15 protein-coding genes are annotated in these 17,946 nt (G+C 72.8%); 3 read left to right on the top strand and 12 right to left on the bottom strand.

From position 1 onward, the window contains the following. The first annotated feature begins 105 nt into the window (after window positions 1-105). The gene (locus EDF32_RS04545; protein ID WP_123307347.1) at window positions 106-390 is read left to right on the top strand and encodes a hypothetical protein; all 285 of its coding nucleotides are present in this window, start codon (window positions 106-108) and stop codon (window positions 388-390) included. Here the strand turns inward: EDF32_RS04545 and EDF32_RS04540 are convergent. The 12 genes from EDF32_RS04540 to EDF32_RS04485 all read right to left on the bottom strand — a co-directional run bounded on the left by EDF32_RS04540 (window position 380) and on the right by EDF32_RS04485 (window position 16,524). Next, window positions 380-1,417, bottom strand: a complete 1,038-nt coding sequence (locus tag EDF32_RS04540; protein ID WP_123307346.1) for a prephenate dehydrogenase/arogenate dehydrogenase family protein — start codon at window positions 1,415-1,417, stop codon at window positions 380-382. The genes EDF32_RS04545 and EDF32_RS04540 overlap by 11 nt on opposite strands. Continuing rightward, the gene (locus EDF32_RS04535) at window positions 1,414-2,379 is read right to left on the bottom strand and encodes a prephenate dehydratase domain-containing protein (RefSeq protein WP_123307345.1); all 966 of its coding nucleotides are present in this window, start codon (window positions 2,377-2,379) and stop codon (window positions 1,414-1,416) included. Before EDF32_RS04535 ends, EDF32_RS04540 begins: the two co-directional genes overlap by 4 nt. Then, entirely contained in the window at window positions 2,376-3,260 is an 885-nt protein-coding gene (locus EDF32_RS04530) for a hypothetical protein (RefSeq protein WP_123307344.1), read from the bottom strand. Before EDF32_RS04530 ends, EDF32_RS04535 begins: the two co-directional genes overlap by 4 nt. Window positions 3,261-3,330: 70 nt before the next feature. Further along, the gene (locus tag EDF32_RS04525; protein WP_148061564.1) at window positions 3,331-5,091 is read right to left on the bottom strand and encodes a VanW family protein; all 1,761 of its coding nucleotides are present in this window, start codon (window positions 5,089-5,091) and stop codon (window positions 3,331-3,333) included. Between the two features lie 54 nt (window positions 5,092-5,145). After that, window positions 5,146-5,610: a DUF6113 family protein gene (locus EDF32_RS04520; protein ID WP_199734819.1), complete on the bottom strand. Its 465-nt coding sequence runs from the start codon at window positions 5,608-5,610 to the stop codon at window positions 5,146-5,148. 31 nt (window positions 5,611-5,641) lie between these two features. Beyond that, window positions 5,642-6,664 carry a PIG-L family deacetylase gene (locus EDF32_RS04515; protein ID WP_123307342.1) on the bottom strand — a complete coding sequence of 341 codons (1,023 nt, stop codon included), beginning with the start codon at window positions 6,662-6,664 and terminating at the stop codon, window positions 5,642-5,644. Window positions 6,665-6,680: 16 nt separating this feature from the next. Further along, the gene (gene typA / locus EDF32_RS04510; protein WP_123307341.1) at window positions 6,681-8,609 is read right to left on the bottom strand and encodes a translational GTPase TypA; all 1,929 of its coding nucleotides are present in this window, start codon (window positions 8,607-8,609) and stop codon (window positions 6,681-6,683) included. Window positions 8,610-8,792: 183 nt separating this feature from the next. After that, entirely contained in the window at window positions 8,793-10,796 is a 2,004-nt protein-coding gene (locus tag EDF32_RS04505; protein ID WP_123307340.1) for an ABC transporter ATP-binding protein, read from the bottom strand. Next, window positions 10,793-11,776: an ABC transporter permease gene (locus EDF32_RS04500; protein WP_123307339.1), complete on the bottom strand. Its 984-nt coding sequence runs from the start codon at window positions 11,774-11,776 to the stop codon at window positions 10,793-10,795. Before EDF32_RS04500 ends, EDF32_RS04505 begins: the two co-directional genes overlap by 4 nt. Further along, on the bottom strand, window positions 11,769-12,695 hold the full coding sequence (locus tag EDF32_RS04495; RefSeq protein WP_123307338.1) for an ABC transporter permease: 927 nt from the start codon (window positions 12,693-12,695) through the stop codon (window positions 11,769-11,771). Before EDF32_RS04495 ends, EDF32_RS04500 begins: the two co-directional genes overlap by 8 nt. A 142-nt stretch (window positions 12,696-12,837) precedes the next feature. Then, complete coding sequence (locus EDF32_RS04490; protein ID WP_123307337.1) at window positions 12,838-14,469, bottom strand: ABC transporter substrate-binding protein; 1,632 nt, start codon at window positions 14,467-14,469, stop codon at window positions 12,838-12,840. 243 nt (window positions 14,470-14,712) lie between these two features. Next, window positions 14,713-16,524, bottom strand: a complete 1,812-nt coding sequence (locus EDF32_RS04485) for a BCCT family transporter (RefSeq protein WP_233565704.1) — start codon at window positions 16,522-16,524, stop codon at window positions 14,713-14,715. A gap of 235 nt (window positions 16,525-16,759) precedes the next feature. Between EDF32_RS04485 and EDF32_RS14975 the strand changes: the two genes are divergently transcribed. Together EDF32_RS14975 and EDF32_RS04475 are read left to right on the top strand one after the other, a co-directional pair. Next, a complete protein-coding gene (locus tag EDF32_RS14975) occupies window positions 16,760-17,398 on the top strand; it encodes a CHAD domain-containing protein (RefSeq protein ID WP_123307336.1) in 639 nt (212 codons plus the stop codon). Beyond that, complete coding sequence (locus EDF32_RS04475) at window positions 17,307-17,936, top strand: CHAD domain-containing protein (RefSeq protein WP_158614054.1); 630 nt, start codon at window positions 17,307-17,309, stop codon at window positions 17,934-17,936. Before EDF32_RS14975 ends, EDF32_RS04475 begins: the two co-directional genes overlap by 92 nt. The last annotated feature ends 10 nt before the right edge of the window (window positions 17,937-17,946 follow it).

Here is a 17,946-nt window from a genome sequence, read left to right as displayed (position 1 = left end):
CTCAGGGTCGGGGTGCCGGTGCCGGAGGCACTCTGGCACCCTAGTATCTCTCAGCGCCCGACCCGGTCGAGCCGCCGTCCACCCGCCGGACCCGAGGAGCGCGCCGTGCCCGAGCAGCACCCCGGACCGCCGCCGGGCTGGGCGTCGTGGCCGGCGGGCACGCGCGCCGTCGTGCGGGCGCGGGTCCACGAGCCGGGCGCGACGTACGCGGACGTGCTCGGCGTGGTCGTCTCGGCCGACGCCGGCGGCATCGTCCTGCGGCGCGACACCGGCCCGCGGGCAGGCACGCTGGAGCGCATCGGGGCCGACGACGTCGCGCTCGCCAAGCGCGTGCCGCCGCGGCCCGCGCCGCGTGCCCGGCGGGAGCGGCCCGGGCGGCCTACGCCCTGACGTGCTGCAGGACCGTCGTGCCCGCGGGCCCCTCCTCGACGCCGACGACGACGGCTCCCGCGGCACCGGCCCCGAGGAGCCGTTCCCGCCACCCGGGCGCCCCGAGCAGCTCCCGCCCGGGCGGGGTCCCGGCGCGCGGGCCGGGCACGACGGAGCCCCGGTCGAGCGCCTCGCGCACGGGGTCGGGGGCATCGAAGAACCCCGCCACCGCGGCGCCGCGCTCGAGCCGCTGCGCGAGCGCCGACAGCGCGTCCGCGGCCTCGCGCAGCAGCGGCGCGACGGCCGACGCGTTCTGCACGACCATCGCCTCCGTGCGCCGGGGGTCCGTCCGGGCGACCCGCGTGCCGTCCCGGAAGCTGCCGGCCGCGAGGGCGAGCGCGGGGCCGGCGGAGCCCGAGCGGGCGACGAGCCCCAGGAGCTCCGTGGCGAGCACGTGCGGCACGTGGCTGACGAGCGCGACCGCGCGGTCGTGCGCGGCGTCGTCCAGCAGGGTCACGGTGCCGCCCAGCGGACCCGTGACGAGGTCCAGCACGGTCGCCAGCGCGTCGGGGCGCGTCCCCGGTGCGACGGTGACCGCCCAGCGGGCGCCGGGGAGCAGGTCCGCCGAGGAGGCCTCGAAACCCGAGCGCTCCGTGCCCGCCATCGGGTGCGCGCCGACGTACCGCTCCCCCAGCCCCGCCGCGTCGACCGCCGCGCGCACGGCAGCCTTGACGCTGCCGACGTCGGTGAGGACCGTCCCCGCGCCCACCAGGGGCGCGACGGCCGCGGCCGCGGTGCCCATCGCGCGCAGCGGCACGGCGAGGACCACGACGGACGGCGCACCGACCGGACCGCCGCCCGGCCCGCTCGCCCCGGCGATCCCGGTGGCGTCGGCGACCGCCGCGATGCCGCAGGCGCGGGCGGCGGCCCGCGTCGCCGGCGACGGGTCGACGCCCACCACCCGGTGGCCGCCCGCGGCGAGGGTCCGCGCCACCGACCCGCCGAGCAGCCCCAGCCCGACGACGACGACCGCCCCCGAGACGTTCACCGGGCCGCCCCGGGCGGGGTCTGCGCCCAGACGAGCGCCGCGTCCAGCTCCGCGGGGGACGCGTCGCGCGTGACCCCGCCGCCCGGCAGGTGCTGCACCCCGACCGACTCGTCGAGCTCGCCGCGCACCGGGAAGACGCCGAGGGTCTTGAGCGAGCTGCCGTCCTCGAGCAGCGCGCGGAGCACGGCGCGCAGGCCCGGCTGCCACGGCGCGGCGTCCACCGTCAGGACGAAGACGTACCAGCCGTCGCGGGCCTTGAGCGGACGGGTGATGAGGCTCGACAGGTTCACGCCCGAGCCCGCGAACGCCGCGGTGATCCGGGCCAGCACCCCCGGCCCGGTGACCACGGGCGTGACCGCGAGCATCGTCCGCCAGCCGCGGGCGACGTCGTCGTCCCGGTGCGCGGCGAGCAGGTCGCGGGCGACGGCGCGGCGCGCGAGCGTCAGGAACCGGGTGCGCGCCCCGCGGAAGTCCTGGACGCCCCGCGCGAGGGTCGTCAGTCCGTACAGGTCGCCGCAGATGCTCGGGCCGAGCGCCACCTGGTGCGGCCCGACGTCGCGGCACGCCGCAGCGTTGGACTGCGCCGGGACGGGCGTCAGGCCGCTGGACCCGATGAACCGCCGGCACTGCGCGAGCCCGTGCGGGTGGGCGGTGACCTCGCTCGCCTCACCGTGCCCGGGCGCCACGAAGGCGTCGAAGGAGATCTCGAGGACCGTCTCGTCGACCGCGACGACGTCCCGGGCCTCGACGATCGCGTCGAGCGACGGGACGACGTACCCCTCGACGGTGTTCTCGATCGCCACGACCCCGAGCTCGTGGGTGCCGTCGGCGACCGCCGCGTACACGTCGCCGACCTCCGCCAGCGGCACCACCGCGGGCGCGGGTCCCGGGCGGCACGCCGCCCACGCGAGCGCCGCCTCGTGGGTGAACGTGCCCTCCGGGCCGAGGTAGGCGACGCTCACCGCGCGCCCCCGACGGCGTCGGACCAGCGCGGCGCGAAGGCGGGCGGCGACGGGACGAACGCGCGGCCCGGGAGCACGGCCAGGACCCGGTGCGCCACGCCCCGCGACCGCAGCCCGGCCGTGAGCCGCTCGAGGACGTCGCGGCCGGGGCACCCGAACGACGCGAAGAAGACGTGCGGGCCCCCCGAGGACGGGTGGCTGCGCAGGTGGTCGAGGTCGATGCCGACGTCGGCGACCACGCCGAGCGTCTGCTGCAGCGAGCCGCGGTGGTCGTCGCGGGGTCCGAACGCGACCCAGACCTGCGCGCCCCCGTCCGCGATCGTCGCCTCCGCCCGGGACTCGACGAGGCCGTACCAGACCGGGTCGCCGTCGACGAGCCGCGCGCTGCCCGCGAGCTCGACGTGACCGGCAGGGATGCGCTCGCGCTCGAGGACGAGCGAGCCGTTCGGGCCGGCGAGCTCCACCCGCTCCGCGACCGTCGTGCGCGAGGAGACCAGGCGCGGCGACGCGCCGGTCGCGCGCAGCGCGTGCCGGCAGTCGCGCATGCCCGCCTCGTCGACGACGACCTCGCCGCTCGCCTCCGGGGAGCGCCCGACCCAGGCCCAGCTCGGCACGACCGCGACCGCGTCGGTGACCACCAGCGTCGGGTCGGCCGCCAGCAGCGCCTGCTCGAGGTCGTCCGAGGGCTGCAGCGGGTGCCCGAGGTGCAGCACCGCGCGCAGCCCCTCGATCCGGGCGGCGGTCGCCAGCGTCGCGCCCGTCGTGCCGAGGTCGAGCAGCTCGGACTGCCGTTCCGACCCGTCGTCGTCCCGCGCCCACCCCGCCGCCTCGACGGCGTGGCGGACATGGGTGCCCGAGTCCCTCTCGCTGCGTCCGAGCATCGTCCTGCTTTCGACTCGCGCCCCGCTCGACGTGAACGGGGCGGCTGGTGGTGGTGGCCCGGCCGTCACGCTACTTGCACACGACGGCGTTCTCCGGCTGGTAGGTCCACGTCTTGTGCTCGTCCTTGTCGACCTTCCCGGCACGGGAGACCTTGCGGTCCACCGTGATCGTGAAACCGTCGTTGCCCGCGGACTGGGGCGTGCAGCCCGCGCTCGTGTCCGTGGTCGTCGTCGTCGGGACGACGTCGCGGTGCGGGCCGCTGTGCGACGTCACGGTCCAGTACTTCGTGCTCCACGCCGCGGTGTGCAGGCGCCCGCCCGAGACCCACGCCTGCAGGAGCACCCCGAAGGGCGTGTCGTTCTCCCAGACCATGTCGATCTGGCCGATGTACATCGTGGACTCGCGCCCGGCCGGGTAGCGGTCGTACCAGTAGGAGTGCGGCTTGTGCGTGATGCTCTCGTAGCCCGCGAGGAAGCCGATGTTGTACGTGTTGGTGGCCATCTGGGACAGCCCGCCGCCGATGGCGTCCGTGGTGCGGCCGTCCGTGACGACGTGCGCCTGGCCGTACCCGGCCTCCGGGGTGATCGGGCTCAGGGCGTCCGTCACCGAGAACCGCTTGCCGGGCTCGACGAGCGTCCCGTCCACGTGGGCGGCACCGACCCTGAGGTTCTGCGTGCGGACCGCGTCGTCGGTCAGCGGCGTGGAGAACTCGACGATGCGGTCCTTGACGCCGAGCTTCGACAGGTCCGCCTTCGAGTGCTCCGGCTCGACGGGGACGAGCTTCGTGGTGGCCGTCCGGTCGTCGTCGGACGTCGCGGCGGCGTCGACCGCCTTCGTCAGGGCGTCCGGGTCGAGCGACGCCCCGTCCGTGCCGCCTCGGATCACGGGCTTGGCGTCGACGAACACGAAGTGCGCGTCCTTCGGGCTCGACTCGAGGTCCTTCGTCCGGTCGTCGACCGCCGCGACGAGGGCGTCCTCGTCCCACGTCAGCGCCAGGTCGCCGTCCTTCGCGGGGAACGAGGCGGAGTCGCCGAGCGCGTCCGGCGGCAGCTCGGCACGCTGCCCGCCCACCTCCACCACGACCGGCGCGGACACGACCTGCTGCGCGACGGCGAGCGCGGCGTCGGTCTCGTCCTGCGTGACGTCCGGCTCCGTCGGGTGCGAGGGGAGCACGATCGGCGGCTCGGTGACGAGCCACTTCGTGCGGATCGTCGCGGCCGCGGCGTCCACGTCCACGCTCGTGCCGGCCGAGGCCTCGGTCGAGCGCGCCTCGTCGCCCGAGAACGTCACCGTGCCGTCGACCGGGGCCACGTCGACGCTCTTCGCCGCCCCCTCGACGCCGTCGCGGAGCTCGTCGGGGTCCACGTGGACCACCGGCGGGCGATCGGTGCCGCCGAAGACCTGCTCCCACAGCCGCTGGGGCCGCAACGAGAACGAGGTGAGCGCGTCCGCCGTCGCCCGGGTGTCGAGGGTCAGGCCCGAGGCGGCGGGGTCGATCGAGGTCGTCGTGCCCGCCAGCTCGACCGGCAGCGGCTCGCGGGCGACGGGGCCCAGCTGGTCGTCCAGGGTCGCCTTCGCCTCGGCCGAGCTCTGCCCGCCGACGTCCACCCCGGCGACGGTGGTGCCGGTCGGCACCGTGTCCGCCAGCGCCCACTGGGCCCCGACGTACAGCCCGGCGAGCACGACGACGCCGATCCCGGCCCAGAGGGCGACCTTCGGCACGCGGCTCGGGGCCGGCTCGGCACCGACGCCGGACAGGAGCGACGGGTCATGCTCCGCGCTGGTGCCCTCGGGCACCCGCTGCGGGTCCGTCTGCGGATCAGGTCCCATGCGAGTCTCCGGGGGGTCGGCGAAGGACGGCGCACCGGCGTGCGCGCGCCGATTCTATGCGGTCGGCGGGGGCTGATCGTCCGCCGGCTGCGGCTGTCCTGGTCGCGGTCCTGCTGCCGCGTCGGAGAACCACCGCCGCGGCAGGAGGGCCGCGACGAGGACGAGCACGACCCCGCCGTAGGACCAGACGTACCCCGTGGGGTCGGCGACGATGAGGACGTCGCCGCCCGGGCCCTCGAGCGCCATGAGCTGGACCGCGAGGAGCCAGCCGACCCCGAGGGCCAGCACGCCGGCCCCGCGCGCCCACGCGCGGGCGACCACGGCGGCCGCGAGGGTGAGCGCCCCGGCGAGCACGAGCCCGAGCGGCAGGTGGCCGAGCACCTGGGTGCGGTGGGTGACGGTACCGATCACGCCGACGAGCACCCCGAGCAGGAGGCACAGCACGACCCGCAGGACGGTGCGGGCGACCGAGGTGCGGCGCGGCGTCTGAGTCGGGGGCGCGGGGATCGAGGTCGTCACGCGGGCCACGCTACCGGGGATCTGCCGGGGGCTACCGCGAGCCGGGCACGGCGACGTCGGCCGACGCCGCCCCGCCCACGGCTGGGCGGACGACGGCATGGTGCTCGTACGCCGGCACCGGTGCGAGGACGTCGTTGCTCAGCGCGTACCGCGCGAGGACGGTGCGACGGTCGGCGGCCGCGACGTCCTCGGCCCGCGCGTCGGCGGCAGGGGCGGGCCCGTCCCCCAGCTTTTCGACGGCCCGGACCTGCGTCGCGTGCGCGCGCAGCGCCGCGAGGACGCGCCCGAGCACGGGCCCGACGGGCACGGCCACCAGCTCGCCCGGGGCGTCGTCCGGCACGGCGACGGGCGGCAGCGGCCCGTCCGGGTCGGGCAGCGTGAGCCCCGCCGGGACTCCGGCCGCGCACAGCGCCCGGCGCCCGGCGCGGGCCAGGGACTCGGGGACGACGGCGCACCACAGCTCTTCGACGAAGCTCTCGCCCGCCGCGGCGTGCGCGAGGTCCACGGCCGCCACCGTCACCTCGTGGGCCCGCACGTGGTCCGGGTGCCCGTACCCGCCGCCCGGCTCGTACGTGGCCACGACGCGCGGGCGCCGGTCGAGCAGCACCTCGGCGAGGCGGCGGGCGGCGTCGTCGAGCGGCACGCCGACGAACGCCCGCTCGGGCAGCGCGGCACCGGCGGCGGCGATGCCCGGGGCGAGCCAGGCCATGCCGGAGTCCTCGAAGCGGCGGCCGGCGGCGCTCGCGCCGGGGCCGCCGGCGGCGCCGGCGCCCACGGCGTCGAGGAACACCTGGTCGCGCACCCCGAGCGCGTCGAGCGCCGCCGCGAGCTCGGTCTCCCGGTGCGCGGCGAGCGCGGGCCCGTCGCCCTCGAGGTGCGCGAGCCCCTCGCCGATCACCTCGCCACGCTCGCCCCTGGTGCAGGTGACGAGCGTGACGGGCAGGCCGGCGCGGGACCACGTCGCCAGCAGCGCGCCGCTGGTCAGCGTCTCGTCGTCCGGGTGCGCGTGGACGGCGAGGAGCCCTCCGGCGGGCTCGACGGGACGGACCTGCACCGCGCCGGCACCGGCGTCAGGCGCGCTTGAGACGAGCGACCGCGCGGGCGCGGTCCGTCGCGTCGAGCAGCACCTTGCGGATGCGGACGAACTCCGGGGTGACCTCGACGCACTCGTCCTCGCGGGCGAACTCGAGCGACTCCTCGAGCGTGAGGTGCTTCGGCGGCGTGAGGTTCTCGAACGTGTCGCTCGAGGCGGCACGCATGTTCGTGAGCTTCTTCTCCTTGGTGATGTTCACGTCCATGTCCTCGGCGCGCGAGTTCTCGCCGACGATCATGCCCTCGTAGACCTCCTGCGTCGGGTCCACGAAGAACGACCCGCGCTCCTGGAGGTTGATCATCGCGAACGGCGTCACGACGCCCGAGCGGTCGGCGACGAGCGAGCCCTGGACGCGGGTCTCGATCGGGCCGGCCCACGGCTCGTAGCCCTCGGCGATCGAGGACGCGATGCCGGTGCCGCGCGTGTCGGTGAGGAACCGCGTGCGGAAGCCGATCAGGCCGCGCGCCGGGACCATGAACTCCATGCGCACCCAGCCGGTGCCGTGGTTGCTCATCGACTCCATGCGGCCCTTGCGCTGCGCGAGGAGCTGCGTGACGGCGCCGAGGTACTCCTCGGGCACGTCGATGGTCATCCGCTCCATCGGCTCGTGCACCTTGCCGTCGACCTGGCGGGTGACGACCTGCGGCTTGCCGACGGTGAGCTCGAAGCCCTCGCGGCGCATCTGCTCGACGAGGATCGCCAGCGCGAGCTCGCCGCGCCCCTGGACCTCCCAGGCGTCCGGGCGGTCGGTGGGCAGGACGCGGAGCGAGACGTTGCCGACGAGCTCCTTGTCGAGGCGGTCCTTGACCTGGCGGGCGGTGACCTTGTGGCCCTTGCCGCCCTTGCCGGCGAGCGGCGAGGTGTTGATCCCGATGGTCATCGAGATCGCGGGGTCGTCGACCGTGATGAGCGGCAGCGGGCGCGGGTCGTCCGGGTCGGTGAGGGTCTCACCGATCGTGATGTCCTCGATCCCGGCGACGGCGACGATGTCGCCCGGGCCGGCGGAGTCCGTCGAGACGCGCTCGAGCGCCTTGGTCTCGAGGAGCTCGGTGATCCGGACGTTCTGCAGCGTCCCGTCGTGGCGCGCCCAGGCGACCGTCTGGCCCTTGGTGATGGTGCCGTTGAAGATGCGCAGCAGCGCGAGGCGGCCGAGGAACGGCGACGCGTCGAGGTTCGTCACGTGCGCCTGCAGCGGCGAGCCCTCGTCGTACGACGGCGCGGGGATCTTCTCGAGGATGGTGCGGAACAGCGGCTCGAGGTCCTCCGACGCGGGGAGCGTGCCGTTGTCCGGCTGCTCGATCGACGCGCGTCCGGCCTTCGCGGAGGCGTACACCACGGGGACGTCGAGGATCGCGTCGAGGTCGAGGTCCGGGACCTCGTCGGCGAGGTCGCTCGCGAGGCCGAGCAGCAGGTCGGTCGACTCGGCGACGACCTCGTCGATGCGCCCGTCGGGGCGGTCGACCTTGTTGACCACGAGGATCACCGGGAGCTTCGCGGCGAGCGCCTTGCGCAGCACGAACCGGGTCTGGGGCAGCGGCCCCTCGGACGCGTCCACGAGGAGCACGACGCCGTCGACCATGGACAGCCCGCGCTCCACCTCCCCACCGAAGTCGGCGTGCCCCGGGGTGTCGATCACGTTGATCGTGATGCCCTCGGGCTCGCCCACGGCCGCCGCGGCGGGACCCGCGTAGCGGATCGCGGTGTTCTTGGCGAGGATCGTGATCCCCTTCTCGCGCTCGAGCTCGCCCGAGTCCATGGCGCGCTCGTCCACGTGCTGGTGGCTCGTGAAGGAGCCAGCCTGGTGGAGCATCGCGTCCACGAGTGTCGTCTTGCCGTGGTCGACGTGGGCGACGATCGCGACGTTGCGCAGGTCGGAGCGCACGGAACGCGCTGCGGGCACAGTCATGGAAGGGCTTCTCATCTCGATCTGGGGGGACGCGCGGAGATCGCGCACGACCATCGTACCGTTCGGGGGCAACGCGCAGGCCGGAACGTGCCCCGTCTCACAACGACGACGGCGCGCACCCCGCGGGGTGCGCGCCGTCGTCGGCCGTACGGGACGCCGGGCCGGCCGGCGGCCGGGCGGCGGTCAGACGACGGGCGGAGCGCCCGTCCCGATCTCGAGGCTCGCGCCCGGGATGGCCGCGAGCAGCTCGCGCGTGTACTCCTGCTGGGGGTTGTCGAACACCTCGTCGGTGGTGGACTGCTCGACGATCTTGCCCTGCTTCATCACGCAGACGCGGTCGGCGATCTGACGGACCACCGCGAGGTCGTGCGTGATGAACAGGTAGCTGAGGCCGAGCTCGGCCTGCAGGTCGTTGAGCAGCGTGAGGATCTGCGCCTGGACCAGCACGTCGAGCGCGGAGACGGCCTCGTCGCAGACGATGACCTCCGGCTCGAGCGCGAGCGCCCGCGCGATGGCGATGCGCTGGCGCTGTCCGCCCGAGAGCTCGTTGGGGAACCGGCGCATGGTCGCCTGCGGGAGCGAGACCATGTCGAGCAGCTCGCGCACCCGCTTCTCCCGGGACCTCTTGTCCCCGACCTTGTGGATGCGCAGCGGCTCTTCGATGGACCGGAAGATCGAGAACATCGGGTCGAGCGACCCGTAGGGGTTCTGGAAGATCGGCTGGACCCGCCGGCGGAACCGGAACATCGCCTTCTTGTCCAGCGTGCTCAGGTCGACGCCGTCGAACACGATCTTGCCGGACGTCGGCTCGAGCAGGCTGAGCACCATGTTCGCCGCGGTGGACTTCCCCGAGCCCGACTCCCCCACGAGCGCGAGGGTCGTGCCGCGAGGGAGCGTGAAGCTGACGTCGTCCACGGCGGTGAAGTCCGTGTGCGACCCGGGGCGCTGACCCGGCAGACGGAACACCTTGGTGAGGTTCTCCGCGACGATGATGTCGTCCTTGACGACCTCGTCCAGGTGCGACGCGAGCACCTCGTCCGTCTCGATCCCTGCCGCGCGCGCGCTCTGGATGCGCCGCGAGGTGAGCGAGGGTGCCGAGGCGACCAGCCGGCGGGTGTACGGGTGCTTGGGCGCCTCGAGGATCTGCCGGGCGGGGCCCGACTCGACGACCTTGCCCTGGTACATGACGATCAGGTGCTCGGCACGCTCGGCCGCGAGACCGAGGTCGTGCGTGATGAACAGCACCGCGGTGCCCAGCTCGGACGTCAGCTCCTCGAGGTGGTCGAGGATCGTGCGCTGGACGGTCACGTCCAGCGCCGACGTCGGCTCGTCGGCGATGAGCAGGCGCGGCCGGGCCGCGAGCCCCATCGCGATGAGCGCGCGCTGGCGCATGCCGCCCGAGTACTCGTGCGGGTACTGCCGGGCACGACGCTCGGCGTCCTTGAGCCCCGCCTCGGCGAGCAGCCCCGCCACCCGGTCGTCCGTGGACGCGCCCTTGACGAGCGCGTTCGTGCGGGCCTCCGCGTCGGGCAGGCCCGCCTCGGTGAGCACGGCGCGGGCCCGGCGACGGGTCGTCGATCCGACGTGCAGGGCGTCGTCGGCACGCTGGACGACCGCGTCGACGTCGTCGGCACCCGCCCTGGCGGTCCGCAGCTCGGCCAGCAGCGCCTTCTTCGCGGCGCTCGACATGTAGAGGTCGTCATCGCTGTTCAGCTCGTTCGCGACGAGACCGCTGGTCAGGGCGTTGCGCTCGGCGCGGGTGGACGAGATCCCGTTGGCCCGCAGGGCCTCCTTGATCTGGTAGCCGATGCGCCACACCGGGTTGAGGTTCGACATCGGGTCCTGCGGGACCAGGCCGATCTTGCGCCCGCGCAGGTCGACGAAGTCCTTCGTCGAGCCGTGCGTGATGTCCTTGCCGTCGAAGAGGATCTGGCCGCCGGTGACCTTGCCCGTACCGGGCAGGAGGCTGATCACCGCGTGGGCCGACGTCGACTTGCCGGAGCCCGACTCGCCGACGATCGCGACGGTCTGGCCCGGGTAGACGGAGAAGCTGATCCCCTTGACGGCCTTGACCTCGCCGGCCGCCGTCGAGAAGGACACCTCGAGGTCGCGGACCTCGAGCAGGGGCCGCTCGTCGGACGCCGGGGTCGCCGGGGTCGCCGGGGTGCTGTTGTCGGTTCCGCTCATCGCTTACGCGCCTTCGGGTCGAGGGCGTCGCGCACGACGTCGCCCATCATCATGAAGCTCAGGACGGTCAGGCCCAGGGCTCCTGCCGGGTAGAAGAGGACCTGGGCGTTCGTCCGGATCGCCGACTGGGCGAGCGAGATGTCGCCGCCCCACGAGACCGTCGTCGGTGGCAGGCCGATGCCCAGGTAGGACAGCGTCGCCTCCGCCACGATGAACGTCCCCAGGGACACGGTCGCGATGACGATGATCGGGGCGATCGAGTTCGGCATGATGTGCCGCGCCAGGATGCCCGGCCGGGAGAGCCCGAGCGCCTCGGACGCCGTGACGAACTCCGAGCTGCGCACCGTGAGCACCGCGCCGCGCGTGATCCGGGCGATCTGCGGCCAGCCGAAGATGATCAGGACCCCCGAGACGGTCCAGACGTTGCGGTCGTCCGAGAGCACCGACATGACCACGATCGCCGCGAGCAGCAGCGGGATGGCGAAGAAGATGTCGCCGATGCGCGAGAGGACCGAGTCGACCCACCGGCCGTAGAAGCCCGCGATCCCGCCGATGATCGCGCCGAGGACCACGACACCGATCGTCGTGACGAGGCCGACGACGACCGACGCGCGCGCGCCGTAGATCACGCGGGAGTAGATGTCGCAGCCCTGCCGGGTGAACCCGAACGGGTGCCCGTCGGACGGCGGGCCGTAGTTGTCGACGAGGTCGCACTGCCGCGGGTCCACCGAGGTGAACAGCTGCGGGAACGCCGCGACGAGCACGACGAGCAGGATCAGCGCCGCGGAGACCCAGAAGAGGGGCCGGACCTTGACCTGGTTCCAGGCGTCCTTCCACAGGCTGGTGGGAGGCACGTCCTCCTTCGGCGCATCGACGGACGCCAGCGCGATCGGCTGGTCCTCCTGTGCGAAGAAGTGCATCTGGGTCGGGCGGACCGTGCGCTCGGCGGCCGAGACGCCGGTCGGGATGTTCTCAGGCATAACGGATCCTCGGGTCGAGCACGGCGTAGAGCAGGTCCACGAGCAGGTTGGCGAGCAGGAAGACGATCACCAGCACCGTGACGATGGAGACGACGGACGGCGAGTCCTGCGCCTTGATCGCGTGGTACAGCGCGTTCCCGATCCCGGGGACGTTGAAGATGCCCTCGGTGACGATCGCGCCGCCCATCAGGGCTCCCAGGTCCACGCCGAGGAAGGTCACGACGGGGATCAGCGAGTTCCGCAGGACGTGGACGTTGATCACGCGGCGCCGCCCGAGGCCCTTCGCGGTCGCCGTGCGGACGTAGTCGGCCGACAGGTTCTCCGCGACGGTGGTGCGCGTCAGGCGCATCACGTAGGCGAAGGAGACCGATCCGAGCACGAGCGCCGGCAGCATCAGCGTGTACACCGAGACGTCGGAGCCGACCGTCGTCGGGAACCAGCCGAGCTTCACGCCGAAGACGAACTGGGCGACGAAGCCGATCACGAAGATCGGGACCGCGATGACGAGCAGCGAGACGACGAGGAACGTCGCGTCGAAGATCCCGCCCTTGCGCAGGCCGGCGATCAGGCCGACACCGATGCCGAGGACGGCCTCGATGATCAGGGCCATCACGGCCAGCTCGAGGGTCGTGGGGAACGCCTGGGCGATGATGTCCGAGACCTCACGGCCCGAGAACGAGACGCCCAGGTCGAACGAGAACAGACCCTTGAGGTAGAGCAGGTACTGGACGATGAACGGCTTGTCCAGGTTGTAGTGGGCCCTGAGCTGATCGGCCACCGCGGGTGACAGACCACGCTCTCCGCCGAGCGCCTGGATCGGGTCGCCGGGGAGCAGGAAGACCAAAGAATAGATGAGCAGCGTCGCCCCGAGGAACACGGGGATGAGCTGCAGGACCCTACGGGCCACGTACCACGCCATCAGGATGCCTTTCTTCCGGTCGTCGCCGTGCGGCAGACGTACGCGGGGTGCATGGCACCCTATCTCCGCACGTCTGCGAACGGCGAACCGCCGCGTCGGTCCGGGCCCGGGGGGCCCGGACCGACGCGGCGGCAGCGCGGGGTCAGTTCTTCGTGACCTCGTACAGGATCGGAACGCTGTTCCACCCGAACTCGACGTTGTCGACGGTCTCGGCGGAGCCGCCCGTCACGTTCGAGTACCAGAGCGGGATCGCGGGCAGGTCCTTGAAGAGCATCTCCTGGGACTGCTGGTAGAGCTTGTTCGCGTCGTCGATGCTGCTGGCAGCACCGGCCTGGTCGAGCAGGGCGTCGAAGTCCTTGTTCGAGTAGTCACCATCGTTCGAGCCGGCACCGGTCTTGTAGAGCGGGCCGAGGAAGTTCGACAGCGACGGGTAGTCCGCCTGCCAGCCGGAACGGAACGCGCCCTTCATCTTGCGGTCCGTGATGTCCTGGCGGAGGTCCGCGAAGGACGGGTACGGCTGACCCTCGGACTTGATGCCGAGGACGTTCTTGATCGAGTTCGTCGTGGCGTCGACCCAGGCCTGGTGGTCGGAGTCGGAGTTGTACGCGATCGTGAACGTGTCGTCCGCCGGCCACTTCGAGATGGCGTCGGCCTGGGCCCAGAGGTCCTTGGCCTTGGCGGCGTCGAAGTCGAGGACCTCGTTGCCCGGGATGGAGTCGGACCAGCCGTCGATGACCGGCGACGTGAAGTCCTTCGCCGGGGTGCGGGTGCCCGCGAAGATCGCGTCGGTGATCGTCTTGCGGTCGATCGCCTCGGAGATCGCGGCGCGGCGCAGCTTGCCCTCCTCGCCCTTGAAGTGGGCAAGGGTCTGCGGGATGGTGAACGACTGGAAGATCGCGGCCGGCTGGTTCACGGCGCGGTCGCCGAGGTCGTCCTTGAACGTGTCGAAGGCGCTCGCGGGGATGTTCGTGACGATGTCCAGCTGGCCGGAGAGCAGGTCGTTGTAGGACGAGTCCTCGGTCTGGTAGAACTTCACGTCGATCCCGCCGTTCTTCGGCGTGCGCTCACCCTTGTAGTCCGGGTTCGGCTTGAACGTCGCCTCCGCGTCGTGCGTCCACTTGTCGAGGAGGTACGGGCCGTTGCCGACCGGGTTCTCCCCGAACGCGTCCGTGTCGTCGAAGAACGACTCGGGCAGCGGGTAGAAGGCCGAGTAGCCCAGGCGCAGGGGGTAGTCCGACTCGGGCTGCTTGAGCTTGACCGTGAAGGTGTGGTCGTCGACCACGTTCAGGCCCTGGCCCTTGAGCGCGGACTCCTTGTCGTAGCTGAAGCCCTCGATGTCGTCGAAGAAGTAGCTCGAGAGCGTGGCGTTGCTGAGCAGCGCTGCCCAGTTCCACGAGTCGACGAAGCTGGACGCCGTGACCGGGGTGCCGTCCGAGAACGTCCACCCGTCCTTGATCTTGATCGTCCAGGTCTGCTGGTCGTCGGAGTCGATCGACTCGGCGACCTCGTTGTGCGTCGCACCCTTGGCGTCGTAGTACACGAGGCCGGAGAAGAGCTGGTCGAGGAGCAGACCGCCGCCCACCTCGTTGGTGTTGGCCGGGATGAGCGGGTTCTGCGGCTCGGTGCCGTTGACCGAGACGATGCCGGTGCTGGTACCGGACGACGCGCTGTCGCTGCTGCTGGAGTCGTCGTCCGACGAGCTCGAGCAGGCCGTGAGCGCGAGGGCACCGGCGGCAACGACCGCCGTCAGCCCTGCGAAACGCTGGATCTTCACTGTTCCTCCTAGGACATCGACGGTGGATCGCTCCGTCGACGGGACCACGGGTCACGCGGGGGCTCCCAGGTCAGGATGTCCCGGACTCGCAGCGTGACCTTACGTTCGGACGGCGTGAGCCTACGACGGTGCGCGCACGGTTGGTCCCGTTCGCGATGATTGCCGTGGCTCCGTTATCGCATCGGTACTGGCCGGTAACAACCGTTACCGTTCCGTGATCCGGTGGACACTTGACGGCGACCTTTATGACCCATTCGGCACGTCCTCGGCGCCCTCGGCTCCCCGGACGCGACGCCGTCCGCCCCGTCCGCGGTGCGTCGACGTCGGCCCGGCGATCGCAGAGCCCACACCGAACCACTCCCCGAACTGCGTGGTGATGGTGTCCGTGACGCTCGACGAGACGCTGGTCGTCAGGCGCTCGTGCACTGCGCGGCGCTCCGCCCGGACCATCACCGAGTGCTCCTCGCGGAACGCCTTGAGGACGGAGACGAGCATCCCGATCGTCACGAAGGAGAACGGCAGGGCGATGAGGATCGCCGCCGTCTGCAGCGCGTCCAGGCCCCCCGCCAGCAGCAGCGCCGCCGCGACGAGCCCCTCCGTGACCGCCCAGAAGATCCTGCTCCAGACCGGCGGGTTCGGGTCGCCTCCCGAGGCGAGCATGTCGACGACGAGCGAGCCCGAGTCCGAGGACGTGACGAAGAAGAGCGCCACCAGGATGATCGCGAGACCCACCCAGATCGAGCCGCCGGGCAGCGCGCTGAGGACGTCGAACAGCGCGGTGTCCTGGTCCACGCCGTTGCCCGCGGCGATCGAGGCCCCCGAGACCGGGTCGTCCGTGAACATGTTGCGGTACAGCGCGCTGCCGCCCATCACGGAGAACCAGAGGAACGTCACGACCGTCGGGACCAGCAGCGTGCCCGCCACGAACTCGCGCACCGTGCGGCCCTTGGAGATCCGGGCGATGAACACGCCGACGAACGGCGCCCACGAGATCCACCAGCCCCAGTAGAACGTCGTCCACGACGCCTGCCAGTCGCGCCCGGCCTCGCCCTGGAACACCGTGTTGTCGAAGGTCATCTGCAGCACGTTCGCCAGGTAGTAGCCGATCGACTGGACGAAGTTCTCCAGCAGGAACAGCGACGGGCCCAGCACCAGGACGACGACCAGGAGGAACGCGGCGGCGATCATGTTCCCGTTGGACAGCCACTTGATGCCCTTGCCGAGCCCCGAGACGACCGACAGGGTCGCGATTCCCGTGATGAAGGCGATGAGCACGATCTGCAGGGTGGTGCTGGAGTCCACCACGTCCTCGTACTCGAGGCCCGCGCTGATCTGGAGCACGCCGAAGCCCAAGGACGTCGCGACGCCGAACACCGTGCCGATGATCGCCACGACGTCGATCGCGTCCCCCCACCACCCCTTGACCCGGTCACCGAGGACCGGTTCCAGCGCCCAGCGGATGGACACGGGCCGGCCCTTGCGGTGGATCGAGTACGCGAGAGCCAGGCCGACGATCACGTAGATCGCCCACGCGTGGATCCCCCAGTGCACGTAGCTCTGCGACAGCGCCTGCTGGGCGAGCCTCGACGGCGAGCCCTCGACGCCCGGCTTCGGGTCGACGTAGTGCGAGAGCGGCTCCGCCACGCCCCAGTACACGAGCCCGATCCCCATCCCGGTCGCGAACAGCATCGCGAACCAGACGGGCATCGAGAACTCCGGCTCGTCGTCGTCCTGGCCGAGCACGATGTCGCCGAACCGGCTGACCCCGATCCAGATCGCCACCGCGACGAACACCGCGACGAGCAGGATGTAGTACCAGCCGAACCCTCCGACCACGTCGCGCTGCAGGGTGGCCATCACCGACGTCATCGTGTCCGTGAAGATCAGCGTGAACGCGACGAAGACGAGGATCAGGGCGGCCGAGGGGATGAACACCCGCCGCGCGACCGAGTGCAGCCCGGGGCGCCTGGCCGGCCCGGCCGACGCGCTGTCGTCCGGGGCGACGGCCGGCTCCGGCGCGTCCTCGGCGCCCGGCGTCCTCGAGGGCTCGCTCACGGTCGTCCTCCCGTCGTCGGGAGCCCGTCGGCAGCGGGCTCACCTGCGACCAGACTGGCCGAGGGTGACGAGGGGCACAACCGGGCGAGAGCACCGGCCCCCGGCGACGCTCCTGAGCGCCGGGTCGACCAGACGTCCGTAGCAGGGCGGGCGAGATCCGCGCCCCGGGGGGGGAGACCGCATGAGCACGCACCGCGAGGCCGAGACCACCTAGGCGCCCGACGCCGATGCCGAGGTGCCCGACCTCGGCGCCCTGGACGCCGTCCAGCAGGTCCGGGGCGAGCCGTCCGTCGACCTGGACGCCGTCTACCTCGACACCGCGGGCCTCGTGCTGACGCAGAGCCGGGGTGAGCCTGCGCCGGCGCACCGGGGCGCCGGTGCGCCGGGGCGCCGGGGCGCCGACGAGGGATGGCACCTCAAGGTCCCGTCCGGAGAGGCGCGCCTCGAGATCCGGCGACCGCTCGGGAGCGCGACCGCCCGACCGCCCAAGGCGCTCCTCGAGCTCGCCGACGACGACGTCACGTCGACGCCGGACGTCGGCGTGGCCCGGAAGATCGACCGGGTGCTCGGCGACCGCGCCGCGGCACCGGCGCCGCCTCCGCGTCCGCGGCGCACGAAGCCTGTCGCCCGGCTGGTCCGCGCGCGCCTCGTGGAGCAGCTGCGGATCCTGGCGCTGAGCGACGTCGGTGCCCGGCAGGGCGACGACGGGGCCGTCCACGACATGCGGCTCGCATGCCGGCGCCTCCGTGCGCTGCTGGCCACCGTCCGTCCCGTCCTCGAGCGTGACGTCACCGACCCGCTGCGCGGCGAGCTGCACTGGCTCGCCGGCGCGCTCGGCCGGGCGCCCGACCTACGACGGGCGCGGCGAGCCTGAGCTGCGGGCGGCACTGGGGTCGCCCCGCCACCTCCGGCTGCGCGAGAGGCTGGAGCGGCTGACCGCCGAGCCTCCGTGGACGGACCTGGCCGCGCCGTCGGCGCGCGAGGTCGCTCCGGCGCGACTGCGCAAGGAGATGAAGCGTTTCCGCCGGCGCGCCGAGGCGGCCGCTGCGGCCGACGACGCCGCCGTGGCGCTGCATTCGGCCCGCAAGGCCGCGAAGCGGTTGCGGTACGCCGCCGAAGCGGTCGAGCCCGTGGGCGGGAAGGCCGCCCGCCGGCTCGTCCGGGACGCCCGCCGGGTCACCTCCCGGCTCGGCGAACTGCAGGACACCATGGTCAGCCGCAGCGAGCTGCTCGGCCTCGCGCGGGCCGCCGACGCGGGCGGTGGTGAGCCGACGTTCGTCTGCGGGCGTCTGCACGCCCGTGAGGAGGCGCGGGCGGAGCGCGTCGCCTCCGCGTACGAGGGGTCGGACGCGGTGGGTGCGCTGCACGCCGGCACGAAGAAAGCGCGCACCGCCGTGCGCACGAGTGGGTAGGGCGCTGCCC

Origin of the sequence: Cellulomonas sp. PhB143 (assembly GCF_003752595.1) — a bacterium.
Classification (GTDB): Bacteria; Actinomycetota; Actinomycetes; order Actinomycetales; family Cellulomonadaceae; genus Paraoerskovia.
This window is presented reverse-complemented; position numbering and strand designations above follow the sequence as displayed.